Genomic DNA, 21,458 nt, shown 5'->3' on the forward strand with positions numbered 1-21,458 from the left:
CCCCCCCCGGGGGCCCCCCCCCCCCCCCCCCCCCCCCCCGCTGCGGCTGCGTGGTGGCAAGAGCCTCGAGCACGTCGAGGTGGTCTACGAGACCTACGGCGAGCTGTCGCCCGAGCGCGACAACGTGGTGTTCATCTGCCACGCGCTGACCGGTGACGCGCACGCGGCGGGCTACCGGCGCGGGGAGGACCCGCACACCGCGAAGCCGGGCTGGTGGGACCGGATGATCGGGCCGGGCAAGGCCGTCGACACCGACCGGTTCTTCGTCATCGCGCCCAACATCCTGGGCGGCTGCTCGGGCACCACCGGGCCGATGAGCATCGACCCGGCCACGGGGGAGCCGCGCTACCTCGACTTCCCGCTGCTCCACGTCTCCGACCTGGTCGCCTGCCACCGCCGCCTGCTCGACCACCTGCAGATCGAGACCCTGTACGCCGCCGTCGGCGGCTCGATGGGCGGCATGCAGGTCCTGCAGTGGGTCATCGAGGAGCCGCGGCGCATCGAGCGCGCGGTCGTGGTCGCGGCCTCATCAAGGCTGAGCGCCGAGAACATCGCGTTCTCCTCGGTGGCGCGCCAGGCGATCATGGCCGACCCGGAGTTCCACGGCGGCCGCTACGCCGAGCGCGGGGTGGTGCCGCGGCACGGGCAGAAGGTGGCCCGGATGATGGCTCACATCACCTACGTCTCACCGGAGTCGCTGGAGACCCGCTTCGATCACCAGCGCGACTCCGCGGGTGACGACCAGTGGCGCCTGGAGCCCGACTTCGAGGTCGAGCACTACCTGCAGCACCAGGGCGAGACCTTCCTGGGCCGCTTCGACTCGCTGTCCTACCTCTACCTGACCCGGCTGATGGACTACTTCGACCCCTTCGCCGACGAACCGGTCGCCGAGCGCCTCGCCGGCTGCCCCACCCGCTTACAGGTCACCTCCTTCTCCTCCGACTGGCGCTTCGACACCGCCCAGTCGGTGCGGCTGACCGAGCGGCTGCAGAAGCATGGTGTCGACGCCGACCATGCCGAGATCCACAGCCCCTACGGCCACGACTCCTTCCTCCTCGACCCCCCGGGCTACCTCGACCGCGTCGCCACCTTCCTCACCGACGGTGGTTGAGGAGGGACGAAGTCCCGTCTCGAAACCACCGCTGGTCGAGCAGTGAGGCGCCCCAGCGCCGAACGACGTCGAGGCCCGCGACCACCCGCCGCCTCCGTGACCTGCCACATGGCTAGACAGCCGCGTGTTCGGCATCAAGAGGATGGCGTCGTCGACCATCCTCGACCCGGCCGGAGGGGCGTGGTGAGTGAGCGGAAGGGTGGGGCCAGCGAAGCGGGTCAGCATGAGGAGCCGGCGCAGGACGAACCCGGTTGCCGAACGGCGACGCGGGATGCTCGTCCAATGGGTGGGGCTCATCGCCCTCGTAGCGCTCACCGGCTACCTCGTCCTCAAGGCGTTGCAGAACACCTGAGATGGCGCTCGCGGGCCATCGCGGGACCGGGGTCGGATGTTTCCGCGAGGCAAACAGTTGATTGCGGGAGCGCCCGAATCTGGACGCGATGCTGCCGCGGCGCCGGACCTGTGGTTTGCTTTCCTCACTGAACCATCGTCTTGGGCGCCCCGCGGCGTCACATATGGGGAGTCTCAAACATGAAGAAGCTCATCGCCGGCGTTTTCGCCGCCACGCTGATGTTCGGCGTCACCGCGCCGTCCGCGTCGGCCTACCCGGCCACCGTCCAGACCGAGGCCGACGTCAAGGTCCCGAAGAACGTCCAGGCCAAGAAGAAGGTTAAGGTGCGGATCAACCTCAACACCGCGACCAACGAGGGTGCTGTGTGCACCGGCCAGGTCTACATCCAGGTCACCCGCCTCAACCCCAAGCCGCAGCGGGTTGTCAAGGAGGCCACCAAGAACGTCAAGGACTCGAATCAGTTCCGGTTCGCGTATCCCGCCAAGGGTCGCTACCGCACCGTCGTGAAGTACACCCGCGGCGGCCAGGACCCGTGCTCCTTCTCGCGCGACAAGAAGATCGTCCGCGCCTCCTGACGGTCCACGCTTGAGCGAAGACCCCCCGAGCTGCGCTCGGGGGGTCTTCGTGCGTCCGCGTCCGCCGCTTGTCGGGCGGTCCCATCCTCTCGCCGGCCGTCCTGGGCGACCGGCCTGATCCCCTAGGGTCTGGCACATGTCTCGCGCTCGTCTCGCCGTCCTGCTAATCGCCGGGGCGGCTGCTGTCCTGCTACTGGGGGCCGGTCTGATCGGCTGGCAAGCCCTCCAGGTCAACAGCGCCCTTCGCGCAGCAGTGGTCGACGCTGACACCTTCCGGTCCGCCCTCGAGGCTGGCGACGAGCAGGAGGTCGACGACGCCCTCAACGACCTTCAGGAGAGCGCCGGAGAGGCGGAGGCCCGTACATCGGGCGTGCGCTGGTCGATCCTGGCTCACCTGCCGGCGATCGGCGACGACGCCCGCGGCGTGCGCGCCGCGTCCACAGCGGTCTCCGACCTCAGCGAGGCTCTGGCCCCGGTCGCCCAGCGCGCCACCGATCTCGATGCGCTCCTGCCGGAGGGAGGCCGGATCGCCCTCGAGGCCGTAGCCGACCTCCAGCAGCCGGTCGACCAGGCAGCGCAAGCATTGGCTGCCGCCGACACCCGGCTACAGGCAGAGGACTCCAGCGGCTACGTTGACCAGTTCCGTGGCCGCTACGACGAGCTGGCCGGCCTGGTGGGCGATGCAGCCGACGCGATGGACGCGGCCTCCGTGGCCGTCGACCTGATGCCCCTGGCACTGGGTTCAGAGGACCCTCAGCGCTACCTGCTCGTGTTCCAGAACAATGCAGAGATCCGCGCCACCGGCGGTCTCCCGAGTGCGCTGTCGCTCCTCGACGCCGAGGACGGGCGGATCTCGCTGGGCAGGCAGGTGGCGGCGAGCTCCTTCGGCGAGCGCAGCACACCGCTGCCGATCACCAAGGACGAGGAGGAGGTCTTCACCGACTACCTCGGCCGCTACATGCTCGACGCCAACTTCACGCCGGCCTTCCCGCGCACGGCCGAGCTGATGAAACAGCGCTGGGAGGAGGTCCACCCTGAACGGCTGGACGGTGTCATCTCCCTCGACGCCGTGGCGATCTCTTACTTGCTCGAGGCGACCGGTCCACTGAGCGTCGACGGCTACGAACTGACGGCCGGCACCGCGGTCGACGTACTGATCAACCAGATCTACATCGATCGGCCCGACCCGCAGGCACAAGACGCGTTCTTCCGCCAGGTCGTGTCGACCATGTTCGGCCGCATCCTGCAGGGCGACCTGGGGCGCCCGCGCGAGCTCCTCGCTGCCCTGGTCCGCGGAGGTGACGAGCACCGCATCTACACGCATTTCTTCGACGAGAGTGCGCAGGACCTCATCGAGGGACGCACGATCGCTGGCGAACCGGCCGGGCCCGGCGGGGGAGTCCAACGCTTCGACGTGACCCTGAACTCGGGAACCGCGTCGAAGATGTCCTACTACCTTGACTACGACGTGCGGGCCTCCGGCTCTATGTGCCGCGACGGGCAGGAGACCATGCGGCTTGAAGCCACGCTGTCGTCCACTGCGCCGCTGGATGCAGCCACCTCGCTGCCGGCCTATCTCTCCGGCGGCGGGGCCAACGGAGTGGGGCCAGGCAAGCAGTTGGTGGAGGTGCGTCTCTTCACCCCCACGCAGGGCCGGGTGACCGAGTTCGCGATCAATGGCAAGGAGTTCGACGTCCGCAAGAGTTCGCTGGACGACCGGGCGACGAGCACGGCCTACATCTTCTTGGAACCCGAGCAGACCGCCGAGGTGACCTGGCAGGTCACGGCGCCCTCCACGGACGGATCACGCGAGGTGCGGGTGACGCCCGGAATAGAACCACGCGACTACTCCACGCACGTCACTGGTGCCTGCTGAACCTGCCGCTGCCCCGGCACGGCCAGTGGCGTGACATGGGGGGGCTGTGCAACTGCCAGCCAATCGGTCGGTCGGGGTCGGTCGCACCGAGGCGTCGTAGCCGTGCTCTGGTGCGCAGGTGGTCGCAGTGGGCACGAGCTGCCTAGCGTTCGGGGCCCAAAACCCGCTAAGAGACGAAAGGGTCCAAGCGCGGGCGGGCCGAGCGGGTCGGTCCTACGCTGGGTCCTGCTTGGCGCGCTTGCCTCCAGCAGGTTTGTCCGGTGTCGGCGCGTATCCGTAGCCGTACCCGTAGCCGTACCCCGAGCGCTGGCGCGCAGGCGTCATGTTGAGCACGACGCCGACCTGTTGTGCCCCGACCTGCTCCAGGCGCTCCCCGGCCTGCGCCAGCTGCTCCCGGGTGGTGCGGCCGTGGGCGGCGACGACGATGGCGCCATCGGCCTGGGAGGCGAGAAGCGCGGCGTCGGTGACCGGCAGCAGCGGCGGCGCGTCGATGATGATGGTGTCGAAGCGGTCCTTGGCATGGTTCAGCAGCTCGGCCATCGCTCGCGACTGCAGCAGCTCGGCCGGGTTGGGCGGCACGGCACCACTGGCGAGGACCGCCAGGCCGGTGCCGGGGTGCTCCTGCAGCGCGTCGTCGAAGCTGACCTTGCCCAGCAGTACGGTCGTCACTCCGACCGAGTTGTCCACGTCGAGCGCGAACGCCGCCTTTGGGCGGCGCAGGTCGCACTCGATGAGCAGCGTCTTCTGGCCAGCCTGGGCCAGGGTGATGGCGAGATTGACCGACGTCGTGGTCTTGCCCTCGCCCGGCAACGCCGAGGTGACCACGAAGACCTTCGTGGTGGCGTCGACGTCGACGAACTGCAGGTTGGTGCGCAGCACCCGGAACGCCTCGGCCCGGGGGGCGTGGGACGACAGCGAGGTCACGAGCGGCTCGGTGCGGATCTGCGAGTCGAAGTTGATGGCTCCCAGCAGCGGAGCGTCGGTGGTCTCGCGGATGTCGTCAACGGACTTCACGGTGGTGTCGAGCAGTTCTCGGGCCACCGCCAGGCCGACACCAAGCAGCAGGCCGAGCACCAGGGCCAGGGCGAGGTTGCGGACCGGCTGCGGTGAGACCGGCGCCGTCGGCAGGGTCGCGTCCGACGTGACGCTGGGCCGCACCAGCGGCTCCGTCTCACCCACGGGGGTCTCCACGGCGCGGATCTGGTCGGCCAGTGCGCTGGCGTAGCCCTGCGCTATGGCCTGCGCCTGGGAGGGGGACTCGTCCTGCGCCTGCAGGGCGATGATCACGGTCTCGGGCGACACCGTGGCGGTCACCTGGTCCCGCAGCGCTCCCGGAGACGTCGAGAGGTCGAGTTCGTCGACGACCACAGCCGCCAGGTCGGCGTCCTTGACGAAGTCGGCATACGACGTGACCCGCTGCATGCTGAACTGTGCGCCGGCGAAGGCGCCAGAGACGGTGTCGCCGCCATCGGCCGAGGACGAGATGAAGAGCTTGGCCGTCGACTGATACATAGGCGTCACCGTGAAGGTGTAGGCGGCCGCGGCTGCCACGACGACTAGGGTCGACGTGAGGACCAGCATCCACCGTCGGCGGAGGATGCGCAGGTAGTCCCGAAGTTCCATGTCCGACTCCCGTCGTCTGTGACGGTAGGGACTTTAGTGCCAACGAACGGCTGGGCCGGCATCCGGCCCGCAGGTCCTGAAGTCAGCCGGCAGCGACCGGTGTGCGGCCGTAGTCGTCCTCGAGGCGGCAGATGTCGTCCTCGCCCGTGTAGGAGCCGAGCTGCACCTCGACCACGACCAGGGGGTGGTCCTCCTGATTGGTGATGCGGTGCGCCTGGCCGACCTCGACCCAGATCGACTCGCCCGGCCCTGCCACGACGGTCTCACCGTCGATGATCGCGGTGCAGCGGCCGGCAGCGATCACCCAGTGCTCGGCGCGGTGCTCGTGGGTCTGGTAGCTCAACCGCGAGTGCGGGTTGACGTGGATGCGCTTGACCTTAAAGCCGTCACCCTCGTCGAGGACGGTCCACGAGCCCCACGGGCGGTCTTCGCTCTCGCCGATCATCAACAATCTCCTCACATCGGCGGCCGGGTGCCACGCGCTATGCGAGGTTAAAGGCTACGGCACGCGAGTGGATGCTGTGTTACCAAACGTTAGCGACGCCGTAGCCCAGCCATGGCAGGACGGACGTCAACCAGATACACGATCGCGGCGATCGTGAAGATCAGGTTGAAGATGCCGATCGGGTTGTTGAGGAACAGCACCTGCAGAGCCACCCCCAGCCCGAGCAGGATCGTCCACGTCGGCTTCGTGAGTTTCCCCGCCGCCTCGTAGGACTCAGCTGAAAACATCAGAGAGCTGACGAAGGCGTAGATCTTGACCGCCAGCAGCACGAATGCGAGCAGGGCGTAGAAGCCGAGCTCGAGGGAGTAGACGTCCAACACACCCTCACCCTACGGGCGCCAGCGCAGGCGTCCGCGGGACGCACCACGAACCGGGCCGCCGACGCTGCTTGAGGAAGGCGCGCAGCGCCTGTCTCGAAAACACCATCGACATAGCGGACGCCGTTGATCGAGCAGAGAGGGCCGCCAGGCCCGAACGCCCGTCGAGATCCCGCAAGGGGCCCACCACCTCAGCCAGGGCCTCAGAAGCAGGCCCGGATCTCTCCCACCGGCTTGCCTCCACCAAGCAGCACGTGCTCCCCGGTCTTCCGAATGGACTCAGCGTCCATCCACTCCTCCGAGGTCACACCAGACCGCTCGAGCGCGGCAGCCATCACCACCGGCCGAGCCCGCGCCCCACCGTCATCGGTCTTCAGCGCGAACGCCCGTCCGTCAGCCAGCGCCACGGCGTAGCAAGACTCGGCACCAGCCTTCCCGATCGACCCGGGCATGGCGGTGAGCAGCGTCAGCTCGTCGCGGGTCGTCCCCGACACGAACTCGGGATGCGCCCGGATCGCGTCCGCGATCCGACGCTCCGGTCCGTCGGCGGCCACCGCAAGCCGCGAGAACGCCCGCGCCAGCCCCACGAGCGACGTCGACAGCAGCGGAGCGCCGCACCCATCCACGGCGACCTGCGCCGCCTCACCCGTCATCCGTTCGAACGTCACACGGATCGCCAGCTGCAGCGGGTGCTGTGGGTCGAGGTAGGTGGCGGTGTCCCACCCGTTCTGCACACATGTCGCGAGCATCGCCGCGTGCTTGCCCGAGCAGTTCATCGCCAGTGACGACTTCTCGCCGCCCGAGCGCAGCATTGCCTCCCGCGCCGCCTCGTCGAGGGGCCAGTCGGGCGGGGTCTGCAGTGCCGACTCGTCCAGACCGGCACCCGCCAGGATGCGCCGTGCGCCGTCCAGATGGTGCGCCTCGCCCGAGTGGGACGCACAGGCAAGCGCTAGCAGTTCGGGTGGCAGGTCGAGACCCTGCTCGACCATGGCGAGCGCCTGGATCGGCTTGTTCGACGAACGCGGGAGCACCGGCGAGGTCACGTCACCCACCGACCATTCGACGGTCCCGTCGGCGCGCAAAGCCACTGCGGAGCCGTAGTGGTGGCCCTCCACGATCCCGGAACGCACGATCTCGGCCACGACGACAGGTCCAGTCATGCCCCGAACCGTAGAGGGCGCCCACGATGACGCTGAAACTCGACTGAATCTGTCAAGATACTTCGGTGAGTTACCCGCAGTACTGCCCTTCCCCACGCGAACTCGACGACCTCGAGCTGCTGACGACCGGCGCTCTGGTCCCGGTCGTCGCGTTCAACGAGCCGAACAGCCCCGTCACGCTGACGCTGCCCGAGGAGGTCCGTGCGGGTGCCGAGGCCGCGGGTGGCGTCGAGCTGGTGGACCCGGAGGGACTGCCCCTGGCGCGCGTCTCTTTGCCGGGTGGGTCGGTGGAGCCGTTGACGCACGCGCAGTTCGGCCCCTTCCGTCGGTACTACCTCAGCCCCGCGCAGGTGCGCCAGCAACACTCTGACCGCACGGTGGTGCCGGTCGTCGACGCGCTCTCCGAGCAGCAGCTCCAGCGGTTGTCTGGCGCCGGCCCAGTCCTGCTGCTGGCTTTCGTCGGCACCGGGACCCCCGATCTGACTCCGACCGCGCTCATCCGCGCCACCCTCACTGTTGCGGCGCGGCTGGAGGACGCAGCGGTCGTCGCGGTTCCTCTCGCGAGCCGCGGCGATGCGACGGTCGATCACGCCCTGGGGGCCCAGGTGGCGCGAATGTACGCCGGCAATGCCGACGTACTCGCACTGCCCGACGCCGCCGACGACGCGACCTACGCCCCCGACGTGGCAGCCATCATCGAGGCCGACCAGCCGGGACCCGAGGAGCAGGGCCTCGTCCTCTTCTTCACCGGCCTCTCCGGCAGCGGCAAGTCGACTCTCGCCCAAGCGCTGATGGACCGCATCCTTGAGCAGGGCACCCGAACCATCACCTCGCTCGACGGCGATGTCGTTCGCCGCAACCTCTCAGCCGGCCTGACCTTCTCCAAGCAGGACCGGGAGACCAACATCCGCCGCATCGGCTGGGTCGCCGCCGAGATCTCGCGGCACCGCGGCCTCGCGGTCGTCAGCCCCATCGCGCCCTTCGACGAGACCCGCCAGCAGGTCCGCGCCATGGTCGACGAAGCCGGGGGAGCGTTCTTCCTCGTCCACGTCGCCACTCCGCTCGAAGAGTGCGAGCGCCGTGACCGCAAGGGCCTCTACGCCAAGGCCCGCCGAGGCGAGATCCCTGAGTTCACCGGCATCTCTTCCCCCTACGAGGAGCCCCAGGACGCCGACGTCCGCGTCGACACCACCGGCCGCACCATCGACGACGCCCTCCAGGACGTCATCGACGCGCTCGCCGAAGCCGGCTACCTCGACCTCCGCACCCCGCCGGAAGGCGAGCAGGGCACGTCGTTGGTCGAGCAGCGAGGAGCGCCAGCGACGACCGCCCGCCGAAACCCAGTGAGCGACGAAGCATCCGCCCCCACGGAGGCTGAGGAAGGCGCGCTAGCGCCTGTCTCGAAACCCCTCAGGGTCCTCTTCGTTTGCACTGCCAACATCTGCCGCTCGCCCTACATGGAGCTCACCGCCCGCCACCTGGCAGGCAACGACCCGACGCTCGAGTTCGCCAGCGCCGGCACCCACGGCTTCAACGACGAGCCGATGAACCAGCCCATGGTCGAGGTCCTCCAGCCCGGCACCACCGGTCACGATGACTTCCGCAGCCGTCGCCTGACCACCGCCGAGCTTGAGTGGGCCGACATCGTCCTCACCGCCGAGGCCTCGCACCGCCAGTTCATCCTCGACGACAATCCCGCCCTCTTCCGCAAGGTCTTCACCCTCGGCCAGTTCATCGAGGCCGTCGCCGACATCGGCTCCGGCGTACACGGGCGCGAGCTCCTGGGTCAGCTGCAGCAGCGTCGGGGCCCGGCAACTGCTGACCTCGACGTCGCCGACCCCTACCGTCGCGGTGACAAGGCAGCCCGCACCGCTGCCGACCACATCGACCGGCTGCTCCGCGCCGCTGTTACCGCGCTGTCCAGCGCCGGAAAGGCCACCTGATGGACCTGATCACCCTTACCGCCCTGTCCATCCTGGCGGCCGGCTTCATCGTCGGCATCGTCGTCGGGCTAACCGGCATGGGCGGCGGCGCACTGATGACGCCGGCACTGATCTTCCTCGGTGTGGGGTCGGGCGAGGCGGCCACCATCGTCACCGCTGACCTGACGGCGGCCGCGGTCTACAAGACCGGTGGCGCTGCCGTGCACGCCCGTCACGGGTCGCCCAACTTCACCTTGGCCAAGTGGCTGATCATCGGCTCGGTGCCGATGGCCTTCCTGGGGCCCTACATGGTCAAGTTCTTCACCAACGATGCAGAGCAGCTCGACAAGGTGCTGAAGTTAGCCATCGGATTCGCGCTGCTCTTCGCTGCCGCCACCTACGCGCTGCGGTTGTACATCAACCTGCGCGCGGTCCGTTCCGGCGGTTTCACCGGCGACCCCGACCCCAAGATCAAGGTCCTCCCGACACTCCTGGTCGGCATGCTCGGTGGTCTCCTGGTGGGCATCACCAGCGTCGGCTCCGGCTCCGTGATCATGATCGCGCTGCTGATGCTCTACCCCGGCCTGTCAGCGGTGAAGCTCGTCGGCACCGACCTGGTGCAGGCCGTGCCGCTGGTGCTGGCTGCCGCCGTCGCCAATATTGCCATCCACGGCCTCGACTGGTCGATCGCCATCCCGCTGATCATCGGGTCCGTGCCCGGCACCCTGCTCGGCAGCCGGATCGCCCCGCACGTGCCACAGTCATTCATCCGACGGGGGATCGTCGTGGTGCTGACGATGTCGGGCGTGGCGTTGCTCGACAAGGCTGGCTGGGCACCACTGGGGCGCGAGGAGACCTACCCGGCACTGATCGGCCTGATCGGTCTCGGCATGGCCGTTCTGGTTCCTGTGGTGTGGGGGTTTCTGCGCAAGGAGCAGGGCCTGCCATTCATGGGGGCGCCCACCGTCAGCGAGCTCGACAGCTGGACCTACGGTCACAGCACGCGTGCCCGGGGGCGCACAATGGCCGATACGCCGCCGAGCGACGGTGTGGACGAGGACGTCAGCAGACATTGAGGGCCACCATGGGGCATCCGCGCAGAAGGCTCCTGGTCATCGGGATCAACTACGCACCGGAGATGACTGGTATTGCGCCGTACACCGCCGGGATGGCTCGAGGCTTGTCCGAGGCCTACGACGTCCAGGTGGTGACCGCGCATCCACACTACCCAGCGTGGAAGGTGAGCGAGGGGCACGGCGGTTGGCGGCGCAGTGGCCTCGAGGACGGGGTGGCCCTCGAGCGGCTGAAGCACCTGGTGCCGTCTCAGCCCACGGGCATCAGTAGGATCCTAAGCGAGGCGACGTTCGCCGCTCGTGCTCTGGCGCCAGGAGTCAAGCGGCCGGACGCCGTCGTCGTGGTGTCTCCGGCGCTCCTGCCTGTGGCGTCCGCGCTGGCTCTGGGTCGTCGTTGGCGAGTGCCGGTCGGAGTCGTGGTGCAGGACCTCTACGGCAAGGCGTTCGGCGAGCTCGGTTTGTTGGGCGGTCGACTCGATCGACCGGTTCAAGCACTCGAGAGCAATCTACTGCGGCGCGCCGATGGTGTGGTGGCCATTCACCAGAGGATGGCGGACGCGATCGTGCGCGATCTGGGAATCGCTGCCGACGATGTGACCGTCATCCCCAACTGGGCGCACGTCCAGGCGCCGGATGGGGACCGACAGCGCCGCCGCCGTGAGCTGGGCTGGGACGACGGTCGATTCGTTGTGACTCACGCCGGCAACATGGGAGCCAAACAGGGCCTGGACCACCTGGTGACGGCCGCCAAGCGGGCGTCGGACATCGGCGCTCCCGTTCGGTTCGTGATGATCGGTTCGGGTGGGGCTCGTGCCGCGCTCGAGCAGAGTGCCCGCGGGGTCTCGACGATCGAGTTCATGGATCAGCTGCCTGGCGACCAGTTCATGGCGACCCTGGCGGCCTCCGACGCACTGCTCCTCCATGAGCGCCCGGGCATGAAGGAGATGTGTGTGCCGTCCAAGCTCACCACCTACTTCGCGGCCGGCAGGCCGGTCATTGCCGCGACCGATGGAGGGAGCGCCGGCGCGTTCGAGGTCGGTGCCAGTGGTGCGGGAGTCGTCGCGGAACCCGGAGCCCCCGAGGCGCTCTTGGCAGCCCTAGACAGACTCCGGCTCGAGGATCTGGATCGGCTCGGGGCGTATGGCTTTGAGTACGCCCGCAACCAGCTGAGTGAGCAGGTGGCGCTCGACCGCTATCGGGCTTGGGTCGAGGCGCTGCTGTCGTCGGGGAACCGTTGCCCCACGACGCCGGCGGTGTCGGAGCCGTAGAGGCTGTTGGCCGGCACTGCGCCCTTGACGACCGTGTTCGGCAGGATGAGTGCCGATTCACCGATGTGGGCGCCCCCCAGCACCATGCATCGAGACGTCACCCAGACCCCGTCATCGATGCGGATGGGGCGGGTCCGCAAGGCCATGTCGGTGCGGAACGCGTGGGTGCCGGTGGTGATGAACGTGCCCTGGCTGACGACGACGTCGGCGCCGATGTCGAGCGCGTCCTGGTTGTGCAGCCAGACGTCTTCACCGATCCAGGATCGGTCGCCGACCGTGAGCTTCCACGGGAACCGAACGCGCAGACCCGGTCTGGCGATCACGCCCTCCCCGATCTGAGCCCCAAACCTGCGTAGCGCCATGACGCGGAGCCTGGAGCTGAGCTGCCAGGGATTGCGGACGACGAGCAGCTCCACCAAGGCCCACAGCAGCACGGTGCTCAGGGGACGGTCCCAGCTCTCGCGGGCGCCCGGCGCCTGGGACAGATCGATGGGTGCGTGGGAATTCAAGGGGCTGCTCCTCGATGAGGCGACGGGTCGTGGCTGCGCATCAGTCGCGCCCGTAGATGTCCCGGGTGTACACCTTGTCGTCGACGTCAGCGAGCTCGTCGGCCCGCCGGTTGGCGATGATGACGTCGCTGCGCTTCTTGAACTCGTCGAGGTCCCCGATGACCTCGGAGTTGAAGAAGAGCTCGTCCTCGATCGTGGGCTCGTAGACCACGACCTCGATGCCCTTGGCCTTGATCCTCTTCATCACGCCTTGGATCGACGACATCCTGAAGTTGTCGCTGCCCTCCTTCATGATGAGCCGGTAGATCCCCACCGTCTCCGGGCGCTGACGGATCACGTCATCGGCCACGAAGTCTTTCCGGGTCGTGTTGGCCTCGACGATGGCGCTGATGAGGTTTTGCGGCACGTCGTTGTAGTTGGCCGCGAGCTGGCGGGTGTCCTTGGGCAGGCAGTAGCCGCCGTAGCCGAAGCTGGGGTTGTTGTAGTGCGAACCGATGCGGGGGTCGAGGCCGACACCCTCGATGATCTGCGCCGTCGACAGGCCATGCGTCGCGGCGTAGGTGTCGAGCTCATTGAAGTAGGCCACCCGCAGTGCCAAGTAGGTGTTGGCGAAGAGCTTGATCGCCTCCGCCTCGGTGGAGTCGGTGAGGAGCACGGGGATGTCCTCGTCCAGGGCGCCCTCGATCAACAGGTCGGCGAACCGCCGCCCGTCCTCGGTGCGGTCGCCGACCACGATCCGTGATGGGTGCAGGTTGTCGTGCAGAGCGCGGCCCTCGCGAAGGAACTCCGGGCTGAAGACGATGTGGGCGCCAAGGTGCTCGCCACGCATCCGAGCGGTGAACCCGACCGGCACCGTCGACTTGATGACGATGACCGCGGTTCGATTCACCGCGCGGACAGCCTTGATCACCGATTCGACCGAGCCTGTGTCGAAGTAGTTGGTCTCGGGGTCGTAGTCGGTCGGCGTGGCGACTACGACGAACTTTGCGCCGGCGTATGCCGCGTCTGCGTCAATCGTGGCGCGCAGGTTCAGCTCTCGTTGGGTGAGGTACTCCACCAGATCCTCGTCCACCAATGGTGACTCGCGACGGTTGACCATCGCCACCCGGGCCTCGTCGAGGTCCACCGCCCACACGTCATGGTGCTGGGCGAGGATGACGGCGTTCGAGAGGCCCACGTACCCGAGGCCAGCCACTGCGATCTTCACTAGGCGAGAGTAGACGGAGCCACCGCTGGCGTCGTCTTCGGCTAGACATCGTGACGCCGACCTCAGCGGCGTGTTTGAGGCCGCGGGGCGGTGTCGGTCTACGATGAGCCGACTTGTCACGAGGAGAGGTTCATCTGAGCATGACCGAAACGCATGCCGACTACCGGCTGAGCCAGCTAGACCAGCTGGAGGCGGAGTCGATCCACATCATCCGCGAGGTCGCAGCCGAGTTCGAGAAGCCCGTCCTGATGTTCTCCGGCGGCAAGGACTCCATCGTGATGCTCCGCCTGGCGGAGAAGGCGTTCTACCCGGCGAAGATCCCGTTCCCTATCCTCCAGGTCGACACTGGCTTGGACTTCCCCGAGGTGATGGAGACCCGCGACCGCTGGGTTGACCGTCTCGGGGTGCAGCTCGTCGTCGCCAGCATCGACGACGCAATCGCGAAGGGCGTGGTGACCGAGGACGGCAAGACCAGCCGCAACCGGCTCCAGATCGGCACCCTGCTCAACGCCATCGAGGAGAACGGCTTCACGGCCGCCTTCGGTGGCGGACGGCGCGACGAGGAGAAGGCCCGCGCCAAGGAGCGTGTCTACTCCCACCGCGACGAGTTCGGGCAGTGGGACCCCAAGAACCAGCGTCCCGAGCTCTGGAGCCTCTACAACGGCCGCCTGCACGAGGGCGAGCACATGCGTATCTTCCCGATCTCCAACTGGACCGAGCTCGACGTCTGGTCCTACATCGCCCGCGAGGGCATCGAGATCCCGCAGATCTACTTCTCCCACCAGCGCCGTGTCTTCGAGCGCGGTGGCATGCTGATGACCGAGACCCCGCTGAACCCCTGCCGCGAAGGCGAGGTCGCCGAGGAGCGCACCGTGCGGTTCCGCACCTGCGGCGACATCACGCTGACTGGCTGCGTGGAGTCCACGGCCAGCACAGTCGAGGAGATCATCGAGGAGACCGCGGTCTCCCGCGTCACCGAGCGTGGCGCCACCCGCGGAGATGACAAGTTCTCCGAGGCCGCCATGGAAGACCGCAAGAAGGAGGGCTACTTCTGATGGCCACCGAGTCCGAGAACATCACCGCCGGCGAGCAGGCGGTCGAGAACGTCACCACCAACATGGACCTGCTGCGCTTCGCGACCGCCGGCTCCGTCGATGACGGCAAGTCGACCCTCATCGGCCGGCTGCTGCTGGACTCGAAGTCGATCTTCGAGGACCAGCTCGAGGCGGTCGAGACCACCAGCAAGGGCAAGGGGTACGACTACACGGACCTCGCGCTCCTGACCGACGGTCTGCGCTCCGAGCGGGAACAGGGCATCACCATCGATGTCGCCTACCGCTACTTCGCGACCCCGAACCGCAAGTTCATCATCGCTGACACGCCGGGGCACGTGCAGTACACGCGCAACATGGTCACCGGGGCTTCCACGGCCGATCTGGGGCTCGTGCTCGTGGACGCTCGTCAGGGCCTGACCGAGCAGTCGCGTCGACACGCGGTAATCCTTAGCCTGCTGCGGGTCCCACACCTCGTTCTGGCCATCAACAAGATGGACCTCGTAGACTTCGATCAGGAGATCTACGAGAAGATCCACGCCGAGTTCACCCAGTTCGCCACGAAGCTGAACATCCCCGACCTCGAGGTCATCCCGATCTCGGCGCTGCAGGGCGACAACGTGGTCAACCGCTCGGACAACATGGACTGGTACTCGGGACCCACGCTGATCCATCACCTTGAGCATGTCCACGTCGCTTCTGATCGTGACCTCGTCGACACACGTTTCCCCGTGCAGTACGTCGTGCGCCCCAAGTCTGACGATCACCACGACTACCGTGGTTACGCTGGTCAAGTCGCCGGGGGGGTGCTCAAGCCCGGCGACGAGGTGGTCGTCCTGCCTAGCGGCATGACATCGCGAATCGCTGGCATTGACCTTTACGACGAAGAGATCGGCGAAGCATATCCGCCTATGTCGGTAACGCTTCGTCTTGAAGACGACGTTGATGTGTCCCGGGGTGACATGATTGCTCGCGTCAAGAACGCCCCGACGCCGAGCCAAGACATCGATGCGATGGTCTGTTGGATGGCTGCTACGCCTATGAAGCCGCGTCAGAAGCTTGCAATCAAGCACACCACGCGAACCGCACGGGCATTGGTCAAGGACATTCAATATCGACTCGATATCAATACCTTGCACCGTGATCAGGAGACCAAAGAGATCGGCGTCAACGAGATTGCGCGGGTTCAACTCCGCACCACGTCGCCGCTGCTCTGCGATCCCTACTCCAAGAACCGAACCACTGGATCATTCATCTTGATTGACGAGGCGACAGGCGTCACGGTGGGCGCTGGAATGATCACGTCGGTCTAACGTTTCAACCAGGGTCCACGTGTTTGTTGTGCCACTGTCCGCCTAGGTCACCTTTATGCAAGGGCAAGTTTCAATGGATCAAAAAAGGCGCATTGCAGTGACCGTGGTTGTATCCACCAAGAACGAAGAACTCGCGATTGGCCAGTGCCTCAAGGGATTGCAGGACTTCCAGCAAGTAATCGTAGTGGATTCGAACAGTATAGACGCCACTCAAGAGATCGCGCGCAAATCACCGGGCGTGGAAGTTGTCAATTTCACATGGTCTGGAACGTACCCAAAAAAGAAGCAATGGTGCCTTGAGAACCTCTCTTTTCTCTCAGATTGGGTGCTGTTTGTAGACGCTGACGAAGGCGTTTCTCCGGAACTTCTGAAAGAACTTCGGTCGAGGGCGTGGGCTGCCGAAGGACACGTTGCGTTCGACGTTCAACTCGATTATGAAATCTTCGGCAAACGTCTGAAGCACGGTCATCGAGTCGTCAAGCGGGCACTGATGAAGGTTGATGGAAGTGTCACTTTTCCAAGACTTCCCGACTTGGGTATCCCAGGTATGGGAGAGCTGGAGGGGCACTATCAGCCATTGTGTAGAGGTTCCGTAGGCAGACTCGAAGGCCGTTTGTGGCATCGAGACCCGGACCCGTTCACCTCTTGGTTGCATCGGCACAACAAGTACAGCGACTGGGAAGCTGGAATTGCCGAGCGCCCCGAACTTTCGCAAGCAGTCCGAGAACTGAGGTCTAGGCAGGGGCGACTGTTCCAGGGGGTTCCCCTGAAGCCAGTTGTATTTTTCGTATTCTTCTTCATAATCAAGCGTGGGTTTCTAGACGGTAGGCCAGGGTTAGATTATGCACTGGCTCTCTCTTTTTACTACTGGCAGATAGACGTAAAGCGACGCGAGTTGCGCCGTGAGGGTAGGGTTCGACCTAGCGAGAACGCAGGGTAAAGTGCCGCTGACTCCTGACGGTTCGTGCCTCTTCTTGCACGTACCAAAAAACGCCGGAAAATCGATTGAGGTTGCTTTAGGTATTGCCTCGACCTCGGAGGTAAATTCTTACCGCTGGAGATCGAAGATCAATGCGCTTTCGTTGACCGCGACGAGGTTCTCTCGCGACCGAAAAGCGTCTCAGCGCTTGTGGGGTGTAGTCGACCTCAGCGTAACTGCCCAGCATCTGACACTCTCGGAACTTCAGCACCTCGGGCTCTTGGATGGCGTCGAACCTCGAATCGTGGCTGCAGTTATTCGAGAGCCCATCGACCGAGCGATGTCCCTGTTCAGGCACTGGAATCCAAGCGAAACCCTCACGTCAGAGTTGTTCGTGGCATTCTTCGATGAATGGTTGAGGGCGCCAAGTCGCAATCATAACGAACGGGCCCACAAGAAGACCCAAAAACAATATCTCCTGACCGCCGACGGGGAGATCTGCGCCGGCACGGTGATGAGGTATGAGAGTCTTAATCAGGACTTCCGAGACCTGACAGAGGCATTGTGGCCGGGGTCCCCCATCGCAGAAGCCGGACCGCCGCACGTAGGCTTCAACCGAGCGACCCAGCGAGGCGACGCGAACCTAACTAGGCCTGCCAGACGGATCATTCAGAAATACTATGCTTGTGATTTCGAGACGTTCGGATACGATCTGCCATCCTAGATAGCGGGCCGTGTGCGAAATCACTTTCCGTCGACGCCTCCGTCAAACGAGACTCCGTAGATGGCCACGCGCTGAGGCAACCACAGCCTTAGTCATTCTCAGGATGCTGGCGAGCGTCCAAGTGCCCCTAGGGTGGTCTCCTCAGAGTGGCGGCCTGATGATGGAATCTAGGTGCACTGGCGTCTGATTCAACTGATGTAACTGGCTGACCGAAGTTCGTGTAACAAGTTTGTGGCTTGGATGTTCTAGTCCCGCTCACTGCACTATGCTTCGTGCGGAATTGTCTGTCTCATCGAGCGCCCTGTCACTGATGCAACGTTAGAAGGCCCCTGACCATGGCGGAAACAATCGGCAAGCAGCATATCCTCATGCATATCTCTTCTCTCGCTACGAGTGACGGCGGACCGCCGAACGCTGTCGTCAATATCGCCAGTGGACTAGCTAAACGTGGACACGACGTAACAATCGTCTCTCGGGATGAATCCGACGCGACAGTGCACTCGCCGAAGCATCCGAACGTCAGAGTCGTCACGCTCAAGGTCCGGACACACACACGGTTCAATTTCTCAATTCGCTACCTGATGGCAGCGTGGCGTGCGTCCCGCGATGCTACTTTCGTAAGCACCCATGGCTTTTATCAGTTCACTTGCGTAACCGCGTGGATCATTGCTCGGGCTCGTCGAATTCCGTTGGTGGTGCAACCGCACGGAGTTTTCGAGAGTTACCAGGAACAGTCGTCTTCGGCAGCAAAGACCTTATTCATGAAGGTGGTTGGACGTCGCATCCTGAACGATTCGCAGCGATTGATGCTCGCATCGGAATCCGAAGCAGCTGGCGCTCTCGAGTATGTCGAACCCGCGAAGATTGTAGTTGCCGGTCTCGGCGTGGACCCCGCAGACCACGCGGCTGCTCCACAGGTCCGACAAGGCGTGGTCTTCTTGTCGAGAGTTGCGCCTAAGAAGCGCCTCGATCTTCTAGTCGAAGCGATGATACTCGTGAACGAGGGGCGGGACGTGCCGGTGTCGTTAACAATATGTGGGGACGGCGGGGAGAGGTTTGTGGCGGAGATGAAGAGTATGACTGAAGACTTGCCCTGGGTTGAGTGGCGCGGTCAGGTCGCGGGCTCCGGAAAGTCCGCTGCCTTGCTCGGCGCCAGCCTGTACGCCCTTCCGTCAGACAACGAGAACTTTGGTCAAGCAATAGTCGAAGCGATGGCGCATGGAACTCCGGTCATATGCACACGGGCGTGCGGGGCGTCCGCTCATGTGGAACGAGCAAACGCGGGTTGGATAATCGCGGAACCGAGTGAACGGAAACTCGCGGATACGATAGTCGATGCGTTGAGCGATTCTGAACGACTCACGGAGGCCGGGCGAAATGCAGTAGAATACAGCCAACGATATTTGACGTGGGCAAACGTGGCTCGTGTCTGGGAAAGAGAGTGCTGCAGTAATGAGTTCTCGTGAGATATCTGTACTCATCCAACACCCTCACCGCGGTGACGAAATCAGTGGTGTGTTGGTGTATGCAAAGGCGATGGCTGAAGCTCTGAATGAGGACCCAGGGTTCAACTGCGCAGTCCTCTCCACCGCGGACACAAGCTTGAAGCAACAATGGCGGGCGGTCCGCAAGGCTCACGTCGTTCACACAAACAGTACGGCTTTGCCATTGGTGTTATTGTGCAGATTGGCTAGAAAGCCCGTCTTACTGAAACTTCATTATCCGCAGTTTCGTTCTGCACGCGATGAACGCAACCCTGCAACACCGACGTCCCGGATTGTGCGGGAAGTCCGACGAATTCTGGTGGACGCAACTCGTGAGCGCAGCCCCCGCAGTGCATATCTTGGATTAGGTCGGCTCGGATTGAGGCTTATCGGCCTTCATCTTGTGACTCAAGTCGTCGCTTGCAGCCTTGCCCTGGCGCAGAGCACTGAAATCTACCGGACCGTAAGCTTCCTGCCCAACCCCGTGCCAGCGTTGGATGAAATCCCTGGGAGCCGCGAAGTTGATGCTGCCACCTTCTGTTTCGTTGGTCGGTTGGTCAAGGAGAAGGGCCCCCAGTTTCTGCTCGAGGCGGCTAACAACTTGATCGTTGAGGGTGCTGCGGTCCAAGTCGTCATTGCTGGCACGGGACCGTTAGAAGGGGAGCTCCACCGGCGCGTGAGCGAACTCGGCATCGAAGGAAACGTCCAAATGCTTGGGAAGGTGGACCATGAGCAAATTCGATCAATCTACCAGCAGGCGATTGCATTGGTATTTCCCATCGCGTGGGAAGATCCAGCTCCGTATCCCCCGCTTGAGGCGGCTGCTGAAGGTCGCGTGACGGTGGCTTGCGACCGGGGCGGTCTGCCTGAAACGGCGGGGCCGCATGCGTACTACTTTGAGTCCGAAAGCGTCAACGACCTGACCAGAGCAATGAGTGATGTGTTGCGCAATCCTGCAGCCGCTTTGGATCGCGGTGCTATGGCTCGAGAGTATGCCGCCGGTCATTATGCACCATCTGTTTCGTCCTCCCTCCTTGGGCAGACTCTGGCTCGGCTGGCCTAGGCTGGTTCCCCATTAGGAACTGGAAACGAACCCTTTTGGGCTATGCTCGAAACCAGGTTGCCATGCAGGCCCTTGGTTTTTGTGCTGGCCTTGTAGTGATCCGCAACCTGACACAAGCGGATTACGCGGCGTATAGTTTAGCGGTATCTCTACTCGCAGCGATGACCCTACTGGCAGATTCGGGAGTTTCTTCGGCTGCTTTGAGGATTGCTGGCGAGAATGTCGAGTCACCCGCTCATCTGAGAGAGACTGAAGTGTCTGCGCTTGAGACCAGAAAAACTCTGGTGCGCGTCTGTGCGGCGGTTTTCCTACCGTTGGTATTCGCGCTTCAACTGAGGCTCGGTCAAGACATCTGGTCAGCGATTGCGATCGCAGCCGTCGTACAAGTTGCCTTCGTGAGCACACTCCGGGCCAATTTGGTGGCCGCGCTGTTGAGGGTGCAGTATGAGTTCGCCGCCATACAGCGCACTAATTCAGTACTATCGGTTCTTCGGTTGGTGTGGGTGTTGCCGCTGTTTTTATGGCCGCTGGGTATGGTGTGGGCGCTGTTTGCCAACTTGCTTAGCGCCTGGGCACAACAGAGACGAATGCAAACGGCGTTCGAGCGTAGAACGCCGCAAGTTCGGTTGAGCCCGAGCAGAGTTTCAGAGACACAGGTCCGTCTCAAAGAAGCTGTACGGAGGACCTTGCCCGTTAACCTTGGTATCACGCTTCAATCCCAGGCTATCTATCCATTGCTTGCAACACTTGGTGCTGTGACGGCGCTAGCTGAGATATCCGCTATTGCGCGGTTCGCAGTGGTCAGCCAATTGGGAACGTCCATCGTCCTTGGAGTTCTAGATTCGGTGATAGCGCGGTCCTCGAGCAAGACGGCGAGGCTCCGAGTAGCGAGAATTGTGGGGTTCGCGGCCATCTTGTTGATGGGAGTTGCAGCGGCACTGGTCATTGCCAGGGACCCGTTGTTGCGGTTATTGGGCGAGGAATACTCCGACCTAGATATTCCGTTCGCTATTATTATGGTGGGTAGCGCACTGAATGCAACAACCGCCATCTTTGGTGGGTTGAACGCGGCACGGATGTGGATCGGTTACGGTAAGGTGTATCTCGTGGCGCTTACTCTGTGGGCCACAACTGCTATCTTGTTCGTCCCCATTGGAACCACCGTGGGTGCCGCTTGTGTTGTTGCTAGTTCTTTCCTGCCTCGACTTTGTCTCGAGATTATCCGGTTCAGCAGGGGTGACGGTGTCGGAAGTATGTGAGCGTGGGCCTCAAGTGGAGCTCGGCGAGAAGAGCCGCGGGCTGGCGTCCTCTCGATGGATTTTTGCGGATCTCGTCGCGTTCCTAGTGTTGATCTCCTACCTTTCGCTCGGGGGTGCGGTCCAAGTTTTTCCGGCGGAGTTGGCGA

At 64.3% G+C, this 21,458-nt stretch carries 18 protein-coding genes; 12 read left to right on the forward strand and 6 right to left on the reverse strand.

The window, feature by feature from the left end; all coding sequences use genetic code 11:
• Positions 1-46 precede the first annotated feature (46 nt).
• The 3 genes from ABKW28_RS10980 to ABKW28_RS10990 all read left to right on the forward strand — a co-directional run bounded on the left by ABKW28_RS10980 (position 47) and on the right by ABKW28_RS10990 (position 3,914).
• Positions 47-1,111: a homoserine O-acetyltransferase gene (locus ABKW28_RS10980; RefSeq protein ID WP_348609430.1), complete on the forward strand. Its 1,065-nt coding sequence runs from the start codon at positions 47-49 to the stop codon at positions 1,109-1,111.
• Between the two features lie 531 nt (positions 1,112-1,642).
• A complete protein-coding gene (locus tag ABKW28_RS10985; RefSeq protein WP_193669870.1) occupies positions 1,643-2,038 on the forward strand; it encodes a hypothetical protein in 396 nt (131 codons plus the stop codon).
• 136 nt (positions 2,039-2,174) lie between these two features.
• Positions 2,175-3,914, forward strand: coding sequence for a DUF4012 domain-containing protein (locus ABKW28_RS10990; RefSeq protein ID WP_348609322.1), 1,740 nt, complete (start codon positions 2,175-2,177; stop codon positions 3,912-3,914).
• 213 nt (positions 3,915-4,127) lie between these two features.
• Here the strand turns inward: ABKW28_RS10990 and ABKW28_RS10995 are convergent, their stop codons facing one another.
• The 4 genes from ABKW28_RS10995 to ABKW28_RS11010 form a co-directional block, all read right to left on the reverse strand.
• Positions 4,128-5,537, reverse strand: coding sequence for a polysaccharide biosynthesis tyrosine autokinase (locus tag ABKW28_RS10995; RefSeq protein WP_348609325.1), 1,410 nt, complete (start codon positions 5,535-5,537; stop codon positions 4,128-4,130).
• Between the two features lie 82 nt (positions 5,538-5,619).
• Positions 5,620-5,982: a phosphomannose isomerase type II C-terminal cupin domain gene (locus ABKW28_RS11000; protein ID WP_348609328.1), complete on the reverse strand. Its 363-nt coding sequence runs from the start codon at positions 5,980-5,982 to the stop codon at positions 5,620-5,622.
• Positions 5,983-6,071: 89 nt separating this feature from the next.
• Positions 6,072-6,362 carry a DUF2516 family protein gene (locus ABKW28_RS11005; protein ID WP_302710158.1) on the reverse strand — a complete coding sequence of 97 codons (291 nt, stop codon included), beginning with the start codon at positions 6,360-6,362 and terminating at the stop codon, positions 6,072-6,074.
• A 200-nt stretch (positions 6,363-6,562) separates the two neighbouring features.
• Positions 6,563-7,519, reverse strand: coding sequence for an asparaginase (locus tag ABKW28_RS11010; RefSeq protein WP_348609331.1), 957 nt, complete (start codon positions 7,517-7,519; stop codon positions 6,563-6,565).
• Between the two features lie 65 nt (positions 7,520-7,584).
• Here ABKW28_RS11010 and cysC point away from each other — a divergent pair, with 65 nt between their 5' ends.
• The 3 genes from cysC to ABKW28_RS11025 all read left to right on the forward strand — a co-directional run bounded on the left by cysC (position 7,585) and on the right by ABKW28_RS11025 (position 11,782).
• Positions 7,585-9,462 carry an adenylyl-sulfate kinase gene (gene cysC, locus ABKW28_RS11015; protein WP_348609333.1) on the forward strand — a complete coding sequence of 626 codons (1,878 nt, stop codon included), beginning with the start codon at positions 7,585-7,587 and terminating at the stop codon, positions 9,460-9,462.
• Complete coding sequence (locus ABKW28_RS11020; protein ID WP_348609335.1) at positions 9,462-10,517, forward strand: sulfite exporter TauE/SafE family protein; 1,056 nt, start codon at positions 9,462-9,464, stop codon at positions 10,515-10,517. The genes cysC and ABKW28_RS11020 overlap by 1 nt, the downstream gene beginning before the upstream one ends.
• Before the next feature lie 62 nt (positions 10,518-10,579).
• Positions 10,580-11,782: a glycosyltransferase gene (locus ABKW28_RS11025; RefSeq protein ID WP_348609337.1), complete on the forward strand. Its 1,203-nt coding sequence runs from the start codon at positions 10,580-10,582 to the stop codon at positions 11,780-11,782.
• On the opposite strand, the gene ABKW28_RS11030 is transcribed toward ABKW28_RS11025, so the two are convergent.
• Both ABKW28_RS11030 and ABKW28_RS11035 read right to left on the reverse strand, forming a co-directional pair.
• On the reverse strand, positions 11,707-12,291 hold the full coding sequence (locus tag ABKW28_RS11030) for a hypothetical protein (RefSeq protein WP_348609340.1): 585 nt from the start codon (positions 12,289-12,291) through the stop codon (positions 11,707-11,709). The genes ABKW28_RS11025 and ABKW28_RS11030 overlap by 76 nt on opposite strands.
• Positions 12,292-12,331: 40 nt before the next feature.
• Positions 12,332-13,498: a nucleotide sugar dehydrogenase gene (locus tag ABKW28_RS11035; protein ID WP_348609432.1), complete on the reverse strand. Its 1,167-nt coding sequence runs from the start codon at positions 13,496-13,498 to the stop codon at positions 12,332-12,334.
• A 140-nt stretch (positions 13,499-13,638) separates the two neighbouring features.
• On the opposite strand from ABKW28_RS11035, the gene cysD reads away from it, so the two are divergent.
• From cysD to ABKW28_RS11065, 6 genes are all read left to right on the forward strand, one after another.
• Positions 13,639-14,553, forward strand: a complete 915-nt coding sequence (gene cysD / locus ABKW28_RS11040) for a sulfate adenylyltransferase subunit CysD (protein ID WP_348609342.1) — start codon at positions 13,639-13,641, stop codon at positions 14,551-14,553.
• Between the two features lie 62 nt (positions 14,554-14,615).
• A complete protein-coding gene (locus ABKW28_RS11045) occupies positions 14,616-15,863 on the forward strand; it encodes a GTP-binding protein (protein WP_348609434.1) in 1,248 nt (415 codons plus the stop codon).
• 55 nt (positions 15,864-15,918) lie between these two features.
• Positions 15,919-16,803: a glycosyltransferase family 2 protein gene (locus ABKW28_RS11050; RefSeq protein ID WP_348609345.1), complete on the forward strand. Its 885-nt coding sequence runs from the start codon at positions 15,919-15,921 to the stop codon at positions 16,801-16,803.
• A 1,071-nt stretch (positions 16,804-17,874) separates the two neighbouring features.
• Positions 17,875-18,972, forward strand: a complete 1,098-nt coding sequence (locus tag ABKW28_RS11055) for a glycosyltransferase (RefSeq protein WP_348609347.1) — start codon at positions 17,875-17,877, stop codon at positions 18,970-18,972.
• Positions 18,973-19,042: 70 nt separating this feature from the next.
• Entirely contained in the window at positions 19,043-20,053 is a 1,011-nt protein-coding gene (locus tag ABKW28_RS11060; protein ID WP_348609350.1) for a glycosyltransferase family 4 protein, read from the forward strand.
• A 62-nt stretch (positions 20,054-20,115) separates the two neighbouring features.
• Positions 20,116-21,312, forward strand: a complete 1,197-nt coding sequence (locus ABKW28_RS11065; protein ID WP_348609351.1) for a hypothetical protein — start codon at positions 20,116-20,118, stop codon at positions 21,310-21,312.
• Positions 21,313-21,458: the final 146 nt, after the last annotated feature.

Origin of the sequence: Nocardioides sp. 31GB23, from assembly GCF_040012395.1 — a bacterium.
GTDB classification, from domain to species: Bacteria; Actinomycetota; Actinomycetes; order Propionibacteriales; family Nocardioidaceae; genus Nocardioides; species Nocardioides salarius.

Coding starts and splice junctions, on each gene's coding strand:
- ABKW28_RS10985 (WP_193669870.1), top strand. CDS start 1,643: ATGAAGAAGCTCATCGCCGGCGTTTTCGCCGCCACGCTGATGTTCGGC.
- ABKW28_RS10990 (WP_348609322.1), top strand. CDS start 2,175: ATGTCTCGCGCTCGTCTCGCCGTCCTGCTAATCGCCGGGGCGGCTGCT.
- ABKW28_RS10995 (WP_348609325.1), bottom strand. CDS start 5,537: ATGGAACTTCGGGACTACCTGCGCATCCTCCGCCGACGGTGGATGCTG.
- ABKW28_RS11000 (WP_348609328.1), bottom strand. CDS start 5,982: ATGATCGGCGAGAGCGAAGACCGCCCGTGGGGCTCGTGGACCGTCCTC.
- ABKW28_RS11010 (WP_348609331.1), bottom strand. CDS start 7,519: ATGACTGGACCTGTCGTCGTGGCCGAGATCGTGCGTTCCGGGATCGTG.
- ABKW28_RS11020 (WP_348609335.1), top strand. CDS start 9,462: ATGGACCTGATCACCCTTACCGCCCTGTCCATCCTGGCGGCCGGCTTC.
- ABKW28_RS11025 (WP_348609337.1), top strand. CDS start 10,580: ATGACTGGTATTGCGCCGTACACCGCCGGGATGGCTCGAGGCTTGTCC.
- cysD (WP_348609342.1), top strand. CDS start 13,639: ATGACCGAAACGCATGCCGACTACCGGCTGAGCCAGCTAGACCAGCTG.
- ABKW28_RS11045 (WP_348609434.1), top strand. CDS start 14,616: ATGGACCTGCTGCGCTTCGCGACCGCCGGCTCCGTCGATGACGGCAAG.
- ABKW28_RS11050 (WP_348609345.1), top strand. CDS start 15,919: ATGCAAGGGCAAGTTTCAATGGATCAAAAAAGGCGCATTGCAGTGACC.
- ABKW28_RS11055 (WP_348609347.1), top strand. CDS start 17,875: ATGCATATCTCTTCTCTCGCTACGAGTGACGGCGGACCGCCGAACGCT.
- ABKW28_RS11060 (WP_348609350.1), top strand. CDS start 19,043: ATGGCTGAAGCTCTGAATGAGGACCCAGGGTTCAACTGCGCAGTCCTC.
- ABKW28_RS11065 (WP_348609351.1), top strand. CDS start 20,116: ATGCAGGCCCTTGGTTTTTGTGCTGGCCTTGTAGTGATCCGCAACCTG.